Origin of the sequence: Anaerocolumna sp. AGMB13025, assembly GCF_029689925.1 — a bacterium.
Taxonomy (GTDB): domain Bacteria; phylum Bacillota; class Clostridia; order Lachnospirales; family Lachnospiraceae; genus Anaerocolumna.
The window spans coordinates 6159400-6177674 of record NZ_CP121445.1; the positions used below are offsets into that span (position 1 = coordinate 6159400).

The following is an 18275-nucleotide window of genomic DNA, read 5'->3' on the forward strand; positions in this document are numbered from 1 at the left end:
AAATTATTTAACCTTTTTATCGATGTTCATGTCATCCTGATTAAATGGATTTTTATTATGTTTAATCGATTGATAATAGGAATTTTTATTACGTTTTACTTCACTTTCCGAATAAAAAAAATACGAAATATTTCCTGCCCAGTCTAACCCTTTTTCGCTTAGAAAAATAGTTTGTTCATCTTCATAAATATAACCGTTTTCTATAAGTACTTTCACTTTTTGATGAATGTTATCATCCTCAGGTATGTCCTTCTTGTTCATTTTTGTAAATGCTGGAAAACATACCATGACTTTATTACGTTTTTCTTCATCTCTTGATAAATGTCCGCATTCAATAGGTAACATATTATTTTCCAAAGAACCTATATATTCTTTAACGGAACAGAAATTTCTATGATTGCTTTCTTTTAGGTAACTCATTGCACCTGGTCCGATTCCAATCATATAACTTCCATTGTATCTGTTGTTTCCCAAAGAAATTTCAATACCTGTCCAGGGTTTTGAATCCACATTGCTATAAAGATTAATTAATACTCTATTCTTATAGCCTAATTGATTCATTTTACTTTGAATAAATTCCGCCATTTCTTTTTCACGTTCCTCAGAGGGAAGGACTTTAAAATCACCTTTTCTAATGCGGTTAGATAACGTTGTGTTATTAAACTGATTAAATTGATAGGTTTGAATAAATACAGGTTTTAATTCTCTCCCTGCTATTTCCAAATCATTCTCAAGAATTTCAATTGTTTGATTTGGCAGGTTATATATCAAATCCAAAGCATAGGAGTTGATTCCAACCATGTTCAATTTTTCTACAGTCCCAAAAATATCACTAAGCTTTGCCTTGATGTTTAATTCTTTTCGTAATAACTTGTTAAAAGTCTGAACCCCAAAGCTTACCCTGGTGACTCCTGCATCCTTTAATATTTTTAATTTATCATAATCATTTAAAGACATAACGTTACCTTCAAAGGATATGCCTTCATTTTCGCTTAAATCTATATTCTCATTAATTCCTTCAAAGAGTCTTAATAGTAAATCCTTATGTAAACAGGAGGGCGTACCTCCTCCAAATTGGATATACCTTACTTTTATCTTTTTATCATTATTTAACTTCTTTAAGATTGACATTTCTTTAACAAGAGAATTTATAAATAATATTTTTTCTTCATCGTTGTATTGGTGGATTAATTCCTTGAAGCAGGCGCAGTAAGAACAAAATGAATCACAGAAAGGAATATGTATGTAAAGTAGTTTTTCGATACCGTCATCCTTATAATTATTGTTAAGTACCCCCTCTATTGATTTTGCATTATCTTGGAATTTACACAATTTTGGATAAAACCAAGTTAAATTATTCCTATCAGTGAATAATTCTCTCCCCATAATAAAAACAGTGTATTAATTACACGACTCCTTTCCATTTTATTCCCTTTTATATCAAATTTTGTAAATTTTATTCTTTATCACATTATACGAGTGACGCGTTAATTTGTCAATATTTATAAATATATTTTTTTCTATTTATTTCCAGTTTTGAATGATGCATAAAAATGCGAAATTTTTAGAATTTTAACAAAATATATAGAATGAACTCGTATAGTGCCATACCGGCACACCGCAAAACGCACTCCCCAACCAGATATGTTAGACAGTGCGCTACTTCGTAAGAAAGTTTTATATATTCCAGGTTATATCAATTTTATCCTCTGTAATATAAATTATTTTGATTAATGCATCCACTACTGCCTGCTTGTCGGCAAAAGAAATTATTTCCCATTTTTCCACATGATCTTTAATCACCTTCCTATCACTGTCAGTTGAAGTGCTGGTAAGTTTTATAATTTCTTCTTTTAGCCGGGTACGCTCTGAATCCAGTTTACATATTTTTTCATTTATATATCGCAGTAAAACTTCGTTTGCATTACTGACTTTCGCAAGTAACTGTTCTATTTCATTTTCGATTTGTGATAACTGCATTTTATCTTCATTTAATTTTTGATTAGGCTTATAATCAGCTTGTGCGGTTAATTTAATAAATTGGGAAAGTTTCTTTTTTATAGCAGCCCCCATATAATTTTCTAATAAATCTGCATAAATGGTTCTTCCAACACCGCTACACTTCTTCCTATTCAACCTGGAGCTGCATACAAAGTATCTTCCCCATTTTGTCTTTGATTTTGCTATCGTCAGGGCATATCCGCAATTTCCGCATTTCACCTTCCCCGCAAGCCAGGAGTTTCTAGCTTTGCCTGCTTTAGCAGATTGCCTGTTATTTAAGCATCTTACTCTGCACTTAATCCATTCTTTCGAGGATACAATTCCTTCATGGGGTGCTAATACTATTTCCTTATCTGTCAGATCACATTGCTTTCTGGTTTCTGAAGCAGAACCTCTATAAAGGTAACAGCCATTTACTCCGATAAAATCCGTTACCGGATTAATTATATTAGCCCCCTGACTTTTAAAAAATTCATAAACCTCTACATCAGCCTTAACATATACCGGGTTACGAAGCATTTCCGAAATCCTGGCAGTACTCCAACTGGCTCCTCGCAGATTTTTAATATTATTTTCATTCATATAGCGAATTAAATCCCCTAAAGAATTACTACTGTCGGAATACATTGCATAAAGCAATCTGATCTGTTCGCTTTCCTCTGGAATAGGAATATATCTTGAGGTATTCACTCCATCAATCATTGTTTTTTCTATAGCAAAACCATAAGGAATACGGCCTCCCATATAAAAACCCTTTTTGCTGCGGGAATAATAAGCATCCGCCACTCTTTTTTGTATGGTCTCCCTTTCTAGCTGGGCAAATACAATACAAATATGAAGCATGGCCCGGCCAATAGGGGTAGAGGTATCGAATTTTTCTGTTGTTGAAATGAATTCCACATTATATTTTTGAAATTTTTCCATCATATTAGAAAAGTCTAAGATGGAACGGCTGATCCTGTCCAGTTTGTAAACAATTACTGTGGAAATTTTTCCCGCTTCCATATCACACAGCATTTCTTCAAATGCCGGACGATTTGTATTCTTTCCACTGTACCCTCTATCAATATACGCTTTATAAGGCTCACCGTGGGTCTCATACTTGCAGTAATCAACTTGACTTTCTACGGAAATACTATCTTCTTTTATGATTGACTGACGACCATATATGGCTATATAGGTATCGTTCATCCTACACCTCCATTACAATGTTAGAGCTTATGTGTATTTACTAAATATTTTATATAGTTCCTGTTCAAGAGAAAGCCGTGCATTCTCTTCTGGATTCACAGGTGTATGGTTTATAACGGTATACTGCATCTTCTCCTCATTCAGTTCTGAGATTTCTATCGCATAAATACTATCTTTCTCCTGCATGAGCCGCCTCCTGATATAACTTCATAAAAAACTATGCAAGACAGTTCGTACAGTATGCATTAAAAAAGCTGCCTTATATGGGCAGCATTCTTCTATGCAATATCAGATAAGGATTTGGATAAATTTCAAATTCTTTTTTAAGTGTCAGAAATCGGGTTTATCCCAGATTATTTATACAGGCTGACCACTTTTATCTGTTCTATATTATGCAATAATATTCGGTTAAAAAGGGGAAGGAGAGGCATTGTCATTACAATATCCTTTTTACTGTTCAGGGCATAACAGTAAACCGTTTCAACCTTTTCTTTATCTGTAGTTACTGCTTCTTCTCTAAGACTTCCAAACCATATATAATGGTACTCCTCTCTTAGCAACTCTTCTCTGACTTTTATATCATCAAACCAGGTCCTATCCCAAGAATAAAATTCAACGATACCCTGATCTTTTAAAAATGCTACCAGATCCCTATCAAGGTGGTTGTTTTCATTCCCCAGATATAAAATATTACTATTGTTAAAAACTGTGGTTCGTACTTTTTTATTCAGATAGAAATTATTGATATTATCTCTGCTTAAATTGGTTTCTAAAAAATCAAAAAAGTCTCCGAGAAAATTGAAGGTTTTATGGAAGTAATTTAGGTAACGGCTGTAAAGCGCAGTAATTAAGGGGGTCAAATAGCTGTTTCCATGATATATGTTAAAGGTATCCGAAGACGGAATTCCTACATAACTGTCTGAAAAAATAAGCCTGTTGTTAATTCGGTCCAGATGCAGATATGGTATCTGCAATGTATCCGGGTTGCTTTCGTTTTCCGGGGTAATTGCAGTCTCCGAGCAGCTCACCGATTCTAGGTTGTTTCCCACCGCCAAGCAATTTCCCGAAACCGAACTTATCCCCATAACCGAATCAAATCCAGCAGGATAGGATATACCATTTTTATTATTATCCGCAGCAAATATGGCAATGCCTGCTCTATAAGCCCTGTCACATACATCCTTTAGCATAAGTACTTTTTTCTGTTCAGTCTTATCTGCTTTCCAGGTAAAACCTAAACTTAAATTAATGATATCAACACCTGCTTCGATGCTATACTTAATGGCTCCGCATAAATCTTCCAAGCTTCCCCTTAACCGGTCATCTAATATCTGAATGGATATAATCTCCGTATCAGGAGCTTCATAAAGCAATTTCTTAATAATATTGGTACCATGGGAAGCTGTATCATATCCGGATTCTTTGATGCCCTGTCTATCATATCCCAGTCCTGTCACCTTTTTTCCTGCAAAAAAACTATCCTCTAAATTTACACCCGAATCAATTACAGCTGCTTTTATTGGCTTCATATCTGCTCCTTTCCTTATCATTTACACTTTACAGTAACCGCAAAACCAAAGATAACATAAGTTTCAAGGGGAGCTTTAACCTCCCAGTTGAAACTTATGTTTTGAATGATACTTAAGACATCCAGACCCTTAGTAGATTCCGACTTCTTCCGCAAATTTATAAATATACTGAGTAACTGCTTTGATAGCATTTTGGACGCTCTTTTCTCCTGCAATACTGTATGTACTGCTGTTTTGTGCCTGTCCTGCCAAAGCTTTCGCCAACTTTGCCGTAGCCTGCATAAGGCTACCTACGGAAGTATTAACAGCCTGCTGGTAAACACTTGAAGAAAATGTATTGCCGGCAATTTTATAGGAAGTACGATGGTCATCCACATAGGCTTCGAATTCGGTATGATTGCTGTTTAACGCTGTAAGATTTGAGGCATGATGAGGCTCGTTCGCATCGGAAACATAATGGGTTCCCCTGCCAAGATATAAGAATGCTGCTGTGATGTCGCCTGCTTTATACCGTTCAATTGCCTGGTTATAATAGGATTCTGCTCTGGTTTTTGCCGTTGGAGAAGTTTGTCCCAACCAGTTTTTATTCGTATCCGGATCATAAAAGTGTCCGGCAAATGTGGCAAAATCTGTTTCATTGCCAAGTCCATCCGGCCAGTCGGTATTCGATACAATAACCTCTGCATTATAAGCTGAATGAAGAATACTGTTTCCCTTGTCATTACTTATTATCGCCAGGGCATTGGCAACAATATATTGATGGGTATGATCCACACCTCCGCTGACAAAGCTTGGTGTAAATTCGCCCTGGCTGTGATTAAGAGGTACTCCGCTGCCGTAAATATCATCAGAGCCATTCATAATCTCCAGTACTTTCTCCGGCAGTCCCTCCTCCTTTCCCTCTGTTCCTGCTGCAAAAGCAGTACTGCTGCAAAAAACTGTTACCACACATAAGGTACATAATACTTTTTTCATGAATTGTTTCATTCTACATTCCCCTTTCTTTTTGTTGCGTAATTAAAACCAGCAAAGCAGCCGGCACTTAATTACTTTCGTTGGTTTCTTATCTATGAACGCAACAATCTAATAGATCGTTGCGATTTCATACTCCTTAACCACTGCTGCAATTCCTTTTTTCACGGAATAAATTCTATCAAAATATGCACATTCCTCGATATTGTGGGATATAAACAGGATAATTTTATCTTCCTTTAATTTATCTATAATAGAAAAGAGTTTTTTTCTCCGTTCAATATCAATAGAAGCAGTACTTTCATCAAATATAAGGATGTCTGCATCTTTTAATAAGGCTCTTAAAATATCCAGCCTCTTTTTCTGACCGATGGACAAATTAGAAGTCCCTGCACTTAATTCTTCTTTCCATTTAGCTGGTAAGTCAAGTATTTCCTCTTTTAAGTCTAGCAGCTCACTAAAGGTAATCAGCTGCTTTTCACTAAACTCCCCACTTATATTAAGATTCTCAAGAATGGATTCTTTATAAAATAGTGATTCCTGCTGTACGAAAGCAATTTTTTTGCGAAGGGAACGAATATCCAATTGTTTTATTGGGATATGATTAAAGTATATGTTTCCGTCACTGACGGTATAAAGTCCTGTTACCAGTTTCATAATAGTAGACTTGCCGCAGCCGCTTGGTCCCATAAAAGCCGTTACTTCTCCACGGTTTATGGTTAGATTAAGACGGTTTAGTACCTTTTTTCCTTCCTGATACCAAAAACTCACCTCGTCAAACCGGATGGTTTCCACCGGTTCCTCCAGTTCCCTGTCGCCACTGCTCTCATCCTGTTCTTTAAGTATGGAATATAAACGATTAATTGCTATAACAGCACCCTGATAACTGTTATTGAACTGGGTGAAAAAGTTCGTCGGGGTAAGGAGAAGGTTTTGGTAGTTAACAATTGCCATAACCGAACCTACGGTAAGTGTTCCGGCAAATATGGAAAAACCGCCGATTACCCAGATACAACCGGAAAGAAGGTAAATCAACAGATAACTTATATTAATATTGACGGAAGAAGTCAGCTTTAACTTAATCTGAGCCGCATAATACTTTTCGTAGGCTTCCCAGAATTTTTCATTTACCTGCTTATAAGCTGCGTATAATTTCGTGATAATTACATTATTATAATTTTCCGTAATCCGCTCCGTGGCTGCTTCATTGCTTGACATACAGGTCTCCGAAATGGCCTTGATTCTGGTACCGAAAAATCTGTTACAGTAGATATAGCCTCCTATGATAGCAAAAGAAATCACCAATACCCGCCAATCCATTAAACATATCATTACACAGGCAAAAATCAACGTTGCAGCATTGCTTACTGTTTTAATCAGCAAATAACCGCAATTGTCTTTAACAATCTCAACTTCTTTATTATATTTTGATAATACATCGCTTAAGCTATGATTATCAAAATAGGAATAAGGCAGGGTTCCTAATTTATCATTTAATTCTTTTCTGAGTCGAAAACATAATTGCTCCGATAATTTTGCCAACAGATAATCCTTTACGACATTAAAGCACATATTTATTACAAAACAAACCATCATAGCACTTATCATAATTAGGAATAATTTCATATTCCTGTCCGGAAAAGCATCATCTATCATAACTTTATAGGTCCAGGGAATAATTATCGTAATAATACTTTGCAGTATGGTCACGATACATACTAAGATAAAAACAGCTTTTTGTTTAAAAACATAGTTTTTGACAAAAGATAAATAAACCTTCTTCATGCTTCCCTCGATTCCGCTGTCAAAGAATCAACATCCGTACAGCTGTTTAAGTACTGGTAGAATAAATTAAGATTCTCCTCTAAGGACCTTTTTCTTTCATAATAAAACATCATAAACTTAAGAAATATTAGATTCAGTCTGCAATTTCTCTTTAAGTAGGCTGGATCTAACAACCCTTCTGCCGCACAGGGTCCGGTACAAAAGTATTTGACCCTACACTTACTGCACATGCTTTTTTCTTTTACTAAAAACATGTCCTTAATACGTACCTCTTTAAGCTTCTCCTCCCATTTACATAGGACCGTCTCTAAACAATCATTAATAATATTACCAAGCTCACATACGTCCTCTCTTATGTTGGAACACATATATAAGTTACCGTCCGGTTGAATGGATAACAATTTGCCGTACCCCCCACAGCCTTTCGCTGCCTGTAATCTTGGCATAAAGACACCGGATAGCTCCTCTGTATAATACTTTTTTTCCAGAATGTAACCAATCACTTCAAGGTATAACGTAAGAATTTCCATGTCAGTAAATATTTTCTCTTCCAGAAAGGCTCTGCCTAAAGGCGCTACAAAACGAATTTCAAACACTGCCTGATAACGATAACATAATTCCACTGCCTCTTTTATAAAACTACAGCTATTCCGGTCTACTACAAAGGAAAAAGCAAGGCGTATCCTGGCATCCCGTATGGCAGCAAAAACTTTCTCCATTTGTTTCATAAGTACGGGATTTGAGAACAGATTTTCTATACTGATTTCAATATTTCCAATATAATCCGATAATTCCGGTATCATATCTTCCTTCAATAATAAGCCATTGCTTTGCAGAATTAGTTTATCTCTTCCAAAAGCTTTTGAAAATTCCCGGATAATCGGCAGGATATCCTTTCTTATCATAGGTTCACCGCCGGTTAATATGATCTTTTTTAAGGCAAGCTTTTTTAATTTAGGTATTACAACTTCAATAATCTCATCCGCTTGCATATCCGTCTTGTTATCCAAGCCAGGTTCTGAATTCATGGAACAAAATGCGCAGTTTAAATTACAGTTTTTTGTCAGGGCAAAATAGACGGATTTCATGTTTTCGTTTAATAAGGGGGTATTCAAAAACAGCTCATATTTCATATTAAGTTCCTCATAAAATAGTTCTGCCTCCTGCATTCTTTTCTGATACAAAGCTTTGCTTAGGCGTACCCACCTACAATTATCCGTGTTAAGAAGAATCACTTTGTTATTCTCTTCATAAACCTTAAGAACCGATTTTCTGTCCACCTTTACTGCCTCCTTTCGGATACTGACAGATCTTCTTTTACATCGTTATAAAATCCATACTTAAACTGTTCCAGCCTGCACAAGATTTTATCGGGTTTATTTATATCCTGGTTACTGGCTAAGCTGGACATAAGACAGGCCCTGGCACCGCAATACTCATATATGGAACAACTCCTGCAGGATTCATTTTGAATTCCACTGATTTCTTTTAAGAATTTTATTTTATCCGGATACAAGCCCTGATCAGTATCTCCCAGGGAAAACTCCTTATCTAAGCAGGCGCTGCAAGCAAAAAAGCTCCCGTCTGTTCGGACATAATGAGTTATTAGCCCTGCGCCGCAGGTATAAAACTGTTTCTTTTTCTGTGCTGCCTGCTTTAATTCATTTATAAAATTCCAGTAAAATTCCCGGTGATTCTTTAAGGAATCCAAATAAAAAACATAAGACTGTCTGATTCCCTCCATAATGCTGTCCAGTTCCTCTTCCTCCCAGGATGCAGTGAGGTCAAGGGCTGTGTCAAGGACCTTTACCCCCAGTTCCTCAACTAAATATTTTAAACTCTTAAAATAATCCTGATAGTTATTTTTAGTAACTACATTTGTTACCTGAACATACTTATTACTTTTTTCCTCATATTCTTTTATGTAAGGCCAGTTCTTTATTATATTGTCATAAACACTGGTACTGTTTTTCGATATCCGGTTTCTGTCATTCGTTTCCTTGTCTCCGTCAATGCTTATCTTTAATATAAAGTCATTGTTAACAAGCCAGTCTACTATTTCTTTGTTCAATAACGTAGCATTGGTCGTAAGGGAAAAAATCAATTCCTTTTGTTCCGACTTATTTTTGTCTCTGATATAAGAGACCATTTTCTGCAATTGCTTAAAATCCAGGAGCGCTTCCCCGCCTACAAAATGAAACCACAATTTATTATCTCGATGGTGTTTTACATTCCGGTATGCCATATCAATACTTTTTACGGCAGTTTCATACGCCATGGTACTGCCGCTTATCTCCCCAAGATAGCAATATTTACAGGAAAGATTGCATTTCTGATTAATTTCCAATATTATAGTGTACATAACTCCCCCTTACTTTACCGGAGTCAAACCAGAACAGAGGAATCTTTTAGAAGTTCCGCTGACTGATGATTGATCTCTAATCCATAACTTATTGCTTCCGTATATAATTTCATTATTCTTTTATGCTTGTTCTGAAAAAGTTCCTTAATTACCTTCCTGTCATGCTTGTATAAAATCCGCTCCAATCTGCATATACAGTCAAGTGGCGTATTCAGATAACCGGACAGACTGTAATTTTGAAAACCGCATTTGGTTCCTTTGCAGGTAAATGCAATGTCACAGTCTCTGCATTTAGAAATATTATTCACAGATTTTTTAACATTTCTAAGGAAGGCTGCCGGGTCCATCCCATCTGTTACAGTACCAAGCTTCCAATTCTCTTGATTTGCCACATACCCACAGGGATAAATCTCACCCTTACCGGTTATGGTTATATGGGATTTTGTTCCAGCACAGCAGTATTTGCTGTCTTTCTTAAAAAGTATGGTGGTATACTTGTAATCATATAAATCAATAAGCATATCCTCATAATCTACTATCTTCTTTAGATAAAATTCATCCAGACTATTCAGTTGTTCATCCATTTCCTTTAAGGTTCTATCCTCCCAGGCTCCAAAGGAATCAAATGCAATATGATACGATTTAATCCCCAGATTATAAAAATATAAAATATTTTTATAGAACAGGTGAACATTATTGGCGGTTACCGTCATACGAATATGGAATTTGATATTGTTCTCCACTAGCTTTTTAACTTTGCTCATAATAACTGGGTAAACATCCGCCCCACTAACGCTTACCCGATTCAGGTTATGGGTCATTTGATCCCCGTCCACACTGACAGATAGATTAAATTGATTCTTTGTCATAAGTTCAATGAGCCCATCATCCAGTAGTATTCCATTGGTTGTTATGGAATATCGAAACAAATCCTTCCACTGCCGGTATTTTGTATGAATCAAATCCATTGCTTCATAAATACGGTCTTTATTCAGAAGTGGTTCTCCGCCTAAAAAAGTCAGATAGATATACTCACCTGGTATATTATTGTTAACGATGAATTCCAAAGCTTTATTTAAATTCTCACTGGAGAGGAAGCTTCTATTCTTAGTATTTCCCTCATAACAATAGGTGCATTTTAGATTACAACTGTCTGTTAAATATAAAATACATTCCATAAACTTTTTACCTTTCTGGAAACAGAGCTGTTATAAAAGAGCCTTAATCCATAAGATATTACTTTTACAACAGCTCCATTATGTACCATATCCCTGTGAATTCACACGAATCGTTCTGCATTTACTGCAGGTATCCATTCTACATTATTCCACATCACTAAGTGTAGGTGTGCCATGCCATGGTCCTAAACAATCGTTCATGCAAACGTCTTTACGGGTTTCGCAGTAAGCATACCCTTCAATTTCATCTTCAGCCAGTTCAACTGAAAATACTCGTTCATCCTTATTCATATACAACCCTCCTTTATTATGATTTTTTTAGCGCCTTTTGTTTCAGGCAAGCTTAAAATACCATAAATGAAAAATTTTAGAACTAATTTTGGGTAACTGGAATCTGTCATTGAATAATTGGCAATATGCCGTTATTTTCTGACTGGTTTTGGTATATTTATGAATATGTATTGTAATATTTACCCAGTTATTATACAATTTAAAAGAGGAAATGGATTTCCGTGATGGGAGCCCAGCAATGATTGCGGGTCCAGCAAAAATTTGATTAAGATAGGATCGCTTATGAAATGGATATTAATAATTGAAGATAATGAAGCACTCTTAGCCGGTCTTCGTTTTGACCTGGAGGAGGAAAAATATATGGTTACTGCCACCGGCTCTGCACAGGAAGCATACCAGTTAGTAAATCAGAAGGAGTTTGATCTGATCCTGCTGGATGTGAATCTTCCTGATGAAAATGGGTTTGTCCTTTGTCAGAGAATCAAGCAGCTAAAAGATATTCCCATCATTTTTCTGACCGCCTGTGATTTGGAAAAGGATGAAATCAAAGGCTTTGAACTGGGGGCCGATGATTATATTACAAAACCTTTCAGCATGCCTTTGCTGCGAAAAAGAATAAGTGCAGTTTTAAAGCGTTATTCCGGAAATAAAGGGAGGCATATCTATAACGACGGATTTCTTATGTTTAACTTTGATACTATGTCTGCATTAAAAGAGAATACTCCTCTTATTTTAACTCCTACGGAATATAAATTACTGAAATTATTTATAAACAACTCCGGGAATGTACTGACCAGACAGATTATTCTGGAACGGCTCTGGGATAAGGATAACAACTTTGTGGATGAACATACTTTGACCGTTAATATAAACCGGCTCAGATCCAAAATTGAAGACCATAACCATAAGTATATACGCACAATATATGGAATGGGCTATCAATGGATAGGGGAAAGGGAACAGGCATATGTCTAGAAAAAAGAATTTTCTTATTCCGTGTTTTACTTCTTTATATATACTGCTCTTTGGCATTTTTCTTCTTATTGTATTGTTCTTAAAGGATAGTTTTGTTAAACAGGTCTTGCTTATTTTGTCAGTCCTCATAATTTTATCGGTCAACGTACTGTTTTATTCTCTGCTTCGAAGGGATATCTGTTCTTTTTCTGATTCTTTAAGTTCTATACTGGAGGATCTAATAGACAGAAAAAAGGATTTGAAATTTGACCTGGTATCCGAGACACTCCTTGGCAAATTAGAGCTTAAGTTAAAACGGCTTTATGAAATCCTGGAGCATGAAAGCGAGATAAGCAACGAGGAAAAAGCTGCCGTACAAAGCCTGGTTTCTGATATCAGCCATCAGGTCAAAACCCCTATCTCCAATATCAAAATGTACCTCTCCATATTACTGGAACGGGACGTTGATATACAAAAGCGGCGGGAGTTTTTGCAGGCTGCAAACCTTCAGGTGGATAAACTTGATTTTCTAATGCAGTCTTTGGTTAAAATGTCACGCCTAGAAACGGGGATCTTAGAGGTCTGTCCGAAAAAGGCAGATATCGTTCAAACCCTCGCCCAGACTCTTGGTCAGATACAGTTAAAGGCAGAACAAAAACAAATTGAAATACAGGTTGACTGTCCCGATAAATTGTTAACCTGCCATGATGAGAAGTGGACACAAGAAGCCCTGTTTAATTTACTGGACAATGCTGTTAAATATACGCCCTTTCTGGGAAAGATAACAATCGCTGTTATAAAGCAGGAGTTTTACACCAGAATTATGATACAAGATAATGGAAAAGGAATCCCGGAAAAAAACCAGGCCGCAATCTTTAAACGGTTCTACAGAGAACCGGAGGTACATGACCAGGAAGGTGTTGGGATCGGATTATATCTTGCCAGAGAGATTATCAGTCTGGAGCTAGGATATATCGAAGTCCGGTCCGAACCTGGTAAAGGGGCCTCCTTTTTTGTATACCTTCCGAACACTCAGTTATCTGTTAAATAAACCGGTAATTGTCTCTAAATTGAGATATTTCTGTGAGGTTTCTGTAATATTTAAGGCTTATACTTGATATAAGCTCGGGGAATCTGAGTAATCTAAAAATAAGGGGAACTATTATGAAAACTGTATTACAGGCAATTGATCTTAAGAAATATTACGGGAATGAGCCTACTGTGGTAAAGGCCCTTGACGGTGTGTCTATGTCCATTGATCAGGGGGAATTCGTCGCTGTAATCGGAACCAGCGGAAGCGGCAAGTCCACACTCCTTCATATGATGGGCGGACTGGATAATCCCACTTCGGGAAGCATTAAAATCAATGATATGGAATTATCCGGTATGGATAATGACCAATTGACTTTATTTCGAAGAAGACAAATCGGCTTCATCTTCCAGAATTACAACCTGGTACCTATATTAAATGTCTATGAAAATATTATTCTTCCCATCGAACTAGACGGCAACAGACCGGATAAGGAATTTGTAGATGAGGTAATAGAGACCTTACATCTGGAAAGCAAGATAAACAGCCTTTCCTTTAACCTGTCCGGTGGTCAGCAGCAACGAGTCGCCATTGCAAGGGCATTGGTAACAAAACCGGCTATTATCCTTGCTGATGAACCCACCGGTAACTTAGACAGCCATACCGGCCAGGAAGTTCTTGGTCTGTTAAAAATGAGCAGCCAGAAATTCCATCAAACGCTGGTTATGATTACTCATAATATGGATATTGCCCAGCTGGCCAATCGGATCATCCGGATTGAAGACGGTAAAATCGTGAACGAAAGGGGGTAAGCTATATGCTTCATAATAATAATGCAGGCGTAATCAGGCATTTAGCAAAAGCCGGGCTTGCTCATAATAAGATTAGGAACCGTTTTATCGGCATTGTAATTATCCTGGCTGCTGTACTCCTTACCTTTTCCGCAACCTATGGATACAATGTGTCTCTGGAGGTAAAAAATGAAACCTTATATCATGCATTATACAATAACGTTAGTACTGCCTCCCTGGAAAAGTTAAAGTCAAATCCAGACATTGAAGCCGCAGGCATTAACCAGCCCGCAGGACTAGTCAAAGACGATGCTTACAGTCTCGCTTTGCTCTATTCGGATCTGGAAACTATGGAATTATCCAATGTACGTATCAAGGAAGGCATTATGCCGCAGAAAAGCAATGAATTGGCAATTGAAAAAGGATATCTTGAATCTCTAAATAAGGATGCTGCTCTGGGGGATACCATAGAATTGGATTACCGCAATAACGCCAGTAGACAAATGCAGAAAAAGAAATTCCTTCTGGTAGGTTTTCTTGGTACAACAGCAGAAAATGATACCGACCGGACCACTTATAATGCTATTGTTTCAGAAGATTTCATGAAAAGCGATAAGGATTTATCCGCTCAGAATCCTTCTGTCGTAATCCGGATTGCTAATTCTGACCGGTACTCAGGTGAAAAGCTAAAAGAAAAAATCAAAGCAGTTGGAGAGGCCTGCGGTATTGCAAAGGATGACATCTTAATCAACAATTTATATATAAACAGTAATAACATATCCTCAGATACTGTCACCGCCGTAATTGCTGTATCCTTAGTTATCCTCACCGCCTGTTCCCTGGTTATCTATAACATCTTTTATATCTCAGTCCTTGGAAAGGTCAAGGAATATGGACAACTGCGTACACTTGGCACTACATCCCGGCAAATTAAAAAAATTGTAACATATGAAGGGCGCAGCTTATCTCTTCAATATATTCCCATTGGGCTCATTCTTGGATGCCTGTTAAGCTTTTTTATCAATCCATCCTCCTGGAATACAGGCGCAGATCTTCTCCTTGCACTCTGTATGGGCTTTATTACCTATGGAACCGTTATGATATCGGTCAGAAAGCCTTCAAAAATAGCAGCTTATGTAACCCCCGTAGAGGCTACCGTTTACCAGTTCTATAAAACAGATTACCGGCTGAATAAACCCTCGGCGGGCAGACTGACACCCTTCTATCTGGGCTTTTTATACCTTACGAGAAATAGGAAAAAATCCTTCCTGACTTTCTTATCTTTAACCTTTAGCGGAATTTTATTTCTTGGTACCGCGTCCTTACTGTCTTCTCTAAATCCTGTGGAGCGTGCCAGACAGAGTTTTCCTTACGGCGGTGAATACAGTATTTCCCTAAACAGTGAACTTTTATCTCCTTCCACCGGTTACAATGACTTGCAGGTTAATAATCCATTGACAGAGAAATTAAAAAGCAGCATATTATCCCTTAAGGGCGTGGATGGTGTCGAGATCCAAAAATATATCCTGGTTCAGCTAAACGATTCAGAGAACTCACAGTTATCCAGCTTAAGTAACCTAAGGGATAAGGATTTAAACCATTTTAAAGGAAGGCTGGTAAGTGGTACTCTGCCGGAACCAGGTTCTGACGATACCGGCTCCCTGATTGTTAATACCGGAAACGGAGAACTTGAATTTCTCGGTATGGATTTCGTTTTGGGAGATATGGTAACCATGCTTTTATATGACGGAAACAATAAGGTTTCAAAAACCTTTACTGTGACTGGTATCATTGACGATAAATCCGATGGTAATACGTTCTATCTTCCAGATCGTGCTATGGATACTATAATAACCCAAAACTGTAACAAGGTGTTTGAAATCCTCTCAAAGCAGGGCTATTCTGTCAAAATTGCTGCGGAACTGAAAAAACTTATTTCTACAGAAGACAGACTTACGCTTAAAACTTTACAGCAGCGGGCCGCACTTTACAAAAGTGCCTTTCACACCATGGCAGCGGCCATCTACACCTTTGTAGCTTTTATTGCATGTTTTGCTGTTGTTAATCTGGTTAATACCATAATAATGAGCATTCTTTCAAGAAAGAATGAAATCGGAATTTTACAGGCTGTAGGACTTGACAGCCGCCAGTTAAATACCATGCTGGGAGCAGAGTGCCTCTTTTTAACTCTGGGAAGCTTTCTTGCATCGGTAGGTTTAGGAAGCCTGTCCGGCTACTTTATCTGTAAATTTGTAAAGAATATGGCTGGTTTTTCCTTTGTACAGTATCATTTCCCTACTGGAATTACATTCCTCTATTTCCTTATCATGCTATTCCTCCAATTTCTGCTTACCAAAAGCATATCCCTTAGCCTGAAAAAGCAGACGGTACTTCACCGGCTGCAGGTTGTGGGATAACAGTATTGACATAACAGTGGGTGCTCAATAAGTCAGATCGCTGGCTTAAGAGCACCCTGGTCAAAAGTATGTCTCGGAATTTTCTTATAATAGATTCAGATTTTTTCTATCCTCATATAATATTCTAATCAATACTCCTGCCAGAATAAGGTACGAAAGAAAGATAATAAGTTCCTGACCAGAGATGAATATATATATAAAAGTAGCAATTAAGAACACCGCTGACAGAATCTCAATACCGGCGTATTTTCCTAAAATATTCTTAAAAAAAGCTGACTTTATTTTGCTTAACAGCCAGATAGCTGCAAAATATACACCAAAGAAAAAAATCTCCATATTATTCAGCTGAAAGATTACAGCCCCAATCAGCACAGGAGGAAACAGGGTGCTAAAATAGGGCTTGTAATTTCCTTTCTTCTTGTAGATAAAAACAACAAGAAAACCGGTAAAGATTAGTACATTCAGAAGAATATATGTTTTTCCTAAAAAATAAGGCAGTCTGATATACCGGTTATGAAATACTGCACTAATTAGAAAAAGGATGAAAGAAAATAGAAATAACTGATAATTTAAAAGCTTCATCATAGGAATTATATTCCTGGGCTGTTCCATTAGATTCCTTTGAATCGTGTGAAAAAGATACCCATTAATTACAGAGACATAAGTGATTATTCCAAAAAGAATTAGCCCAAATTTAAAATTTTTATAAAAAATCAGATCGAGCTGCTCTTTAAAAACAAAGGAAGAGGCATAGAGCAGGCAGCAAAATATAAAACAAATCAGTATCTGAACTACTATTTTATTTTTAAGGACTGCAAATCTCATATAGTTTATCCTCCCAATTCTCCTCTAAATAAGCTTTCTCTAAATCAACCCGTTCCGACATACAATATAGCAGATATGTTATTTCCTTACACAAAAACTGGAAAGAACTGAATAAGATATCGTACCGGTAAAAGGAGTTAACCTTATACTTTAGTACTTCTCCCAGTTCATCCATTGCACCTCTTATTTCAAGTACTATCAATTTCGGTTTCTTTTTTATCTCCAATGTATAACCTCCAATTAAATCGCTAAAAAGGATATGCATACAATATGCAAACAGTTCCCCGTACAAATCTGCCTGCAATAAGAGGTTAATACCAGAACCATCCGGCTTTTTTACTGCCTCAATTATGTCTATCCGTTCTGACCACCTCTTGAGTTTCCTATTTTCTTTATAACGCTCATAATGCGTTTTTTCCGGATTAAAAAAAACAGCTGGTCCAAAGAGAATAGTATGGTAATTCTGGTATATTTCTCTCTTTAACCTGTTTAAAACAGCTAAATTAAAGTTTTTGATCTCCTCTGTGGTACCTATCATAGTATCTGCTTCTACTCTGCCTGTCCGGTTGGACAGCAGTGCATGCTCTTCCAATATTGTTTTTTGTTCCAGCTCAAGTGACTCCTTACGAAAGAACTTTAAAAAGGCCAACTTCAGTGACCCACTTTTTAATTGCTGCGTTAGCTGATGACCTTCTGCATCCAGAAAAACAAACTCTGTCATATACTCGGAGGTAAGTGCGTTAAATTGTATACCTTGTTGTTCTAATTCTTTAAAATATTCTTTATTTTCCTGAATAATCATATGCTCCATCAGGTGGGCATATCCTTTATTTTCACCGTCTGATAAGTATCCATAGGGAATCATAAACTTTATAACAGCAGTTTTTGAGTCCAGATCAAACCAATAATCATATTCTGAAATTTTATACAGGCTTTTAAAAAAATCCAT

16 protein-coding genes are annotated in these 18275 nt (G+C 36.9%); 4 read left to right on the forward strand and 12 right to left on the reverse strand.

All coding sequences use genetic code 11. From position 1 onward, the window contains the following. Positions 1-3: 3 nt before the first annotated feature. From QA584_RS25700 to QA584_RS25745, 10 genes are all read right to left on the reverse strand, one after another. Positions 4-1386: a coproporphyrinogen-III oxidase family protein gene (locus QA584_RS25700; protein WP_278271951.1), complete on the reverse strand. Its 1383-nt coding sequence runs from the start codon at positions 1384-1386 to the stop codon at positions 4-6. A gap of 291 nt (positions 1387-1677) precedes the next feature. Beyond that, positions 1678-3192 (reverse strand): recombinase family protein, encoded by a 1515-nt coding sequence (locus QA584_RS25705; protein WP_278271952.1) that lies wholly within the window; start codon positions 3190-3192, stop codon positions 1678-1680. A gap of 27 nt (positions 3193-3219) precedes the next feature. Continuing rightward, a complete protein-coding gene (locus tag QA584_RS25710; protein ID WP_278271953.1) occupies positions 3220-3378 on the reverse strand; it encodes a hypothetical protein in 159 nt (52 codons plus the stop codon). Between the two features lie 167 nt (positions 3379-3545). After that, positions 3546-4721, reverse strand: a complete 1176-nt coding sequence (locus QA584_RS25715; RefSeq protein ID WP_278271954.1) for a S8 family peptidase — start codon at positions 4719-4721, stop codon at positions 3546-3548. A 129-nt stretch (positions 4722-4850) separates the two neighbouring features. After that, the gene (locus QA584_RS25720) at positions 4851-5708 is read right to left on the reverse strand and encodes a zinc dependent phospholipase C family protein (protein WP_278271955.1); all 858 of its coding nucleotides are present in this window, start codon (positions 5706-5708) and stop codon (positions 4851-4853) included. Between the two features lie 96 nt (positions 5709-5804). Then, positions 5805-7478 carry an ABC transporter ATP-binding protein gene (locus QA584_RS25725; RefSeq protein ID WP_278271956.1) on the reverse strand — a complete coding sequence of 558 codons (1674 nt, stop codon included), beginning with the start codon at positions 7476-7478 and terminating at the stop codon, positions 5805-5807. Next, positions 7475-8758 (reverse strand): radical SAM/SPASM domain-containing protein, encoded by a 1284-nt coding sequence (locus QA584_RS25730; RefSeq protein ID WP_278271957.1) that lies wholly within the window; start codon positions 8756-8758, stop codon positions 7475-7477. Before QA584_RS25730 ends, QA584_RS25725 begins: the two co-directional genes overlap by 4 nt. Positions 8759-8760: 2 nt before the next feature. Continuing rightward, complete coding sequence (locus QA584_RS25735; RefSeq protein WP_278271958.1) at positions 8761-9840, reverse strand: radical SAM/SPASM domain-containing protein; 1080 nt, start codon at positions 9838-9840, stop codon at positions 8761-8763. Positions 9841-9863: 23 nt separating this feature from the next. Continuing rightward, on the reverse strand, positions 9864-11018 hold the full coding sequence (locus tag QA584_RS25740; protein ID WP_278271959.1) for a radical SAM/SPASM domain-containing protein: 1155 nt from the start codon (positions 11016-11018) through the stop codon (positions 9864-9866). 144 nt (positions 11019-11162) lie between these two features. After that, positions 11163-11309, reverse strand: a complete 147-nt coding sequence (locus tag QA584_RS25745; protein WP_278271960.1) for a hypothetical protein — start codon at positions 11307-11309, stop codon at positions 11163-11165. Between the two features lie 282 nt (positions 11310-11591). Here QA584_RS25745 and QA584_RS25750 point away from each other — a divergent pair, with 282 nt between their 5' ends. The 4 genes from QA584_RS25750 to QA584_RS25765 all read left to right on the forward strand — a co-directional run bounded on the left by QA584_RS25750 (position 11592) and on the right by QA584_RS25765 (position 16501). Next, a complete protein-coding gene (locus QA584_RS25750; RefSeq protein ID WP_278271961.1) occupies positions 11592-12284 on the forward strand; it encodes a response regulator transcription factor in 693 nt (230 codons plus the stop codon). Further along, on the forward strand, positions 12277-13314 hold the full coding sequence (locus QA584_RS25755; RefSeq protein WP_278271962.1) for a sensor histidine kinase: 1038 nt from the start codon (positions 12277-12279) through the stop codon (positions 13312-13314). Before QA584_RS25750 ends, QA584_RS25755 begins: the two co-directional genes overlap by 8 nt. A 113-nt stretch (positions 13315-13427) precedes the next feature. Further along, positions 13428-14105 carry an ABC transporter ATP-binding protein gene (locus QA584_RS25760; RefSeq protein WP_278271963.1) on the forward strand — a complete coding sequence of 226 codons (678 nt, stop codon included), beginning with the start codon at positions 13428-13430 and terminating at the stop codon, positions 14103-14105. A gap of 5 nt (positions 14106-14110) precedes the next feature. Then, positions 14111-16501 carry an ABC transporter permease gene (locus QA584_RS25765; protein ID WP_278271964.1) on the forward strand — a complete coding sequence of 797 codons (2391 nt, stop codon included), beginning with the start codon at positions 14111-14113 and terminating at the stop codon, positions 16499-16501. An 84-nt stretch (positions 16502-16585) separates the two neighbouring features. Here QA584_RS25765 and QA584_RS25770 read toward each other — a convergent pair whose 3' ends face one another. Then, positions 16586-17326: a hypothetical protein gene (locus QA584_RS25770; protein ID WP_278271965.1), complete on the reverse strand. Its 741-nt coding sequence runs from the start codon at positions 17324-17326 to the stop codon at positions 16586-16588. Then, entirely contained in the window at positions 17307-18275 is a 969-nt protein-coding gene (locus QA584_RS25775; protein ID WP_278271966.1) for an insulinase family protein, read from the reverse strand. The genes QA584_RS25770 and QA584_RS25775 overlap by 20 nt, the downstream gene beginning before the upstream one ends.

Bases quoted from the DNA above. Each gene is read 5' to 3' on its own strand.
- QA584_RS25700 (WP_278271951.1), bottom strand. From the start codon at position 1,386: ATGGGGAGAGAATTATTCACTGATAGGAATAATTTAACTTGGTTTTAT.
- QA584_RS25705 (WP_278271952.1), bottom strand. From the start codon at position 3,192: ATGAACGATACCTATATAGCCATATATGGTCGTCAGTCAATCATAAAA.
- QA584_RS25710 (WP_278271953.1), bottom strand. From the start codon at position 3,378: ATGCAGGAGAAAGATAGTATTTATGCGATAGAAATCTCAGAACTGAAT.
- QA584_RS25715 (WP_278271954.1), bottom strand. From the start codon at position 4,721: ATGAAGCCAATAAAAGCAGCTGTAATTGATTCGGGTGTAAATTTAGAG.
- QA584_RS25720 (WP_278271955.1), bottom strand. From the start codon at position 5,708: ATGAAACAATTCATGAAAAAAGTATTATGTACCTTATGTGTGGTAACA.
- QA584_RS25725 (WP_278271956.1), bottom strand. From the start codon at position 7,478: ATGAAGAAGGTTTATTTATCTTTTGTCAAAAACTATGTTTTTAAACAA.
- QA584_RS25735 (WP_278271958.1), bottom strand. From the start codon at position 9,840: ATGTACACTATAATATTGGAAATTAATCAGAAATGCAATCTTTCCTGT.
- QA584_RS25740 (WP_278271959.1), bottom strand. From the start codon at position 11,018: ATGGAATGTATTTTATATTTAACAGACAGTTGTAATCTAAAATGCACC.
- QA584_RS25745 (WP_278271960.1), bottom strand. From the start codon at position 11,309: ATGAATAAGGATGAACGAGTATTTTCAGTTGAACTGGCTGAAGATGAA.
- QA584_RS25750 (WP_278271961.1), top strand. From the start codon at position 11,592: ATGAAATGGATATTAATAATTGAAGATAATGAAGCACTCTTAGCCGGT.
- QA584_RS25755 (WP_278271962.1), top strand. From the start codon at position 12,277: ATGTCTAGAAAAAAGAATTTTCTTATTCCGTGTTTTACTTCTTTATAT.
- QA584_RS25760 (WP_278271963.1), top strand. From the start codon at position 13,428: ATGAAAACTGTATTACAGGCAATTGATCTTAAGAAATATTACGGGAAT.
- QA584_RS25765 (WP_278271964.1), top strand. From the start codon at position 14,111: ATGCTTCATAATAATAATGCAGGCGTAATCAGGCATTTAGCAAAAGCC.
- QA584_RS25770 (WP_278271965.1), bottom strand. From the start codon at position 17,326: ATGAGATTTGCAGTCCTTAAAAATAAAATAGTAGTTCAGATACTGATT.
- QA584_RS25775 (WP_278271966.1), bottom strand. From the start codon at position 18,275: ATGGATTTTTTTAAAAGCCTGTATAAAATTTCAGAATATGATTATTGG.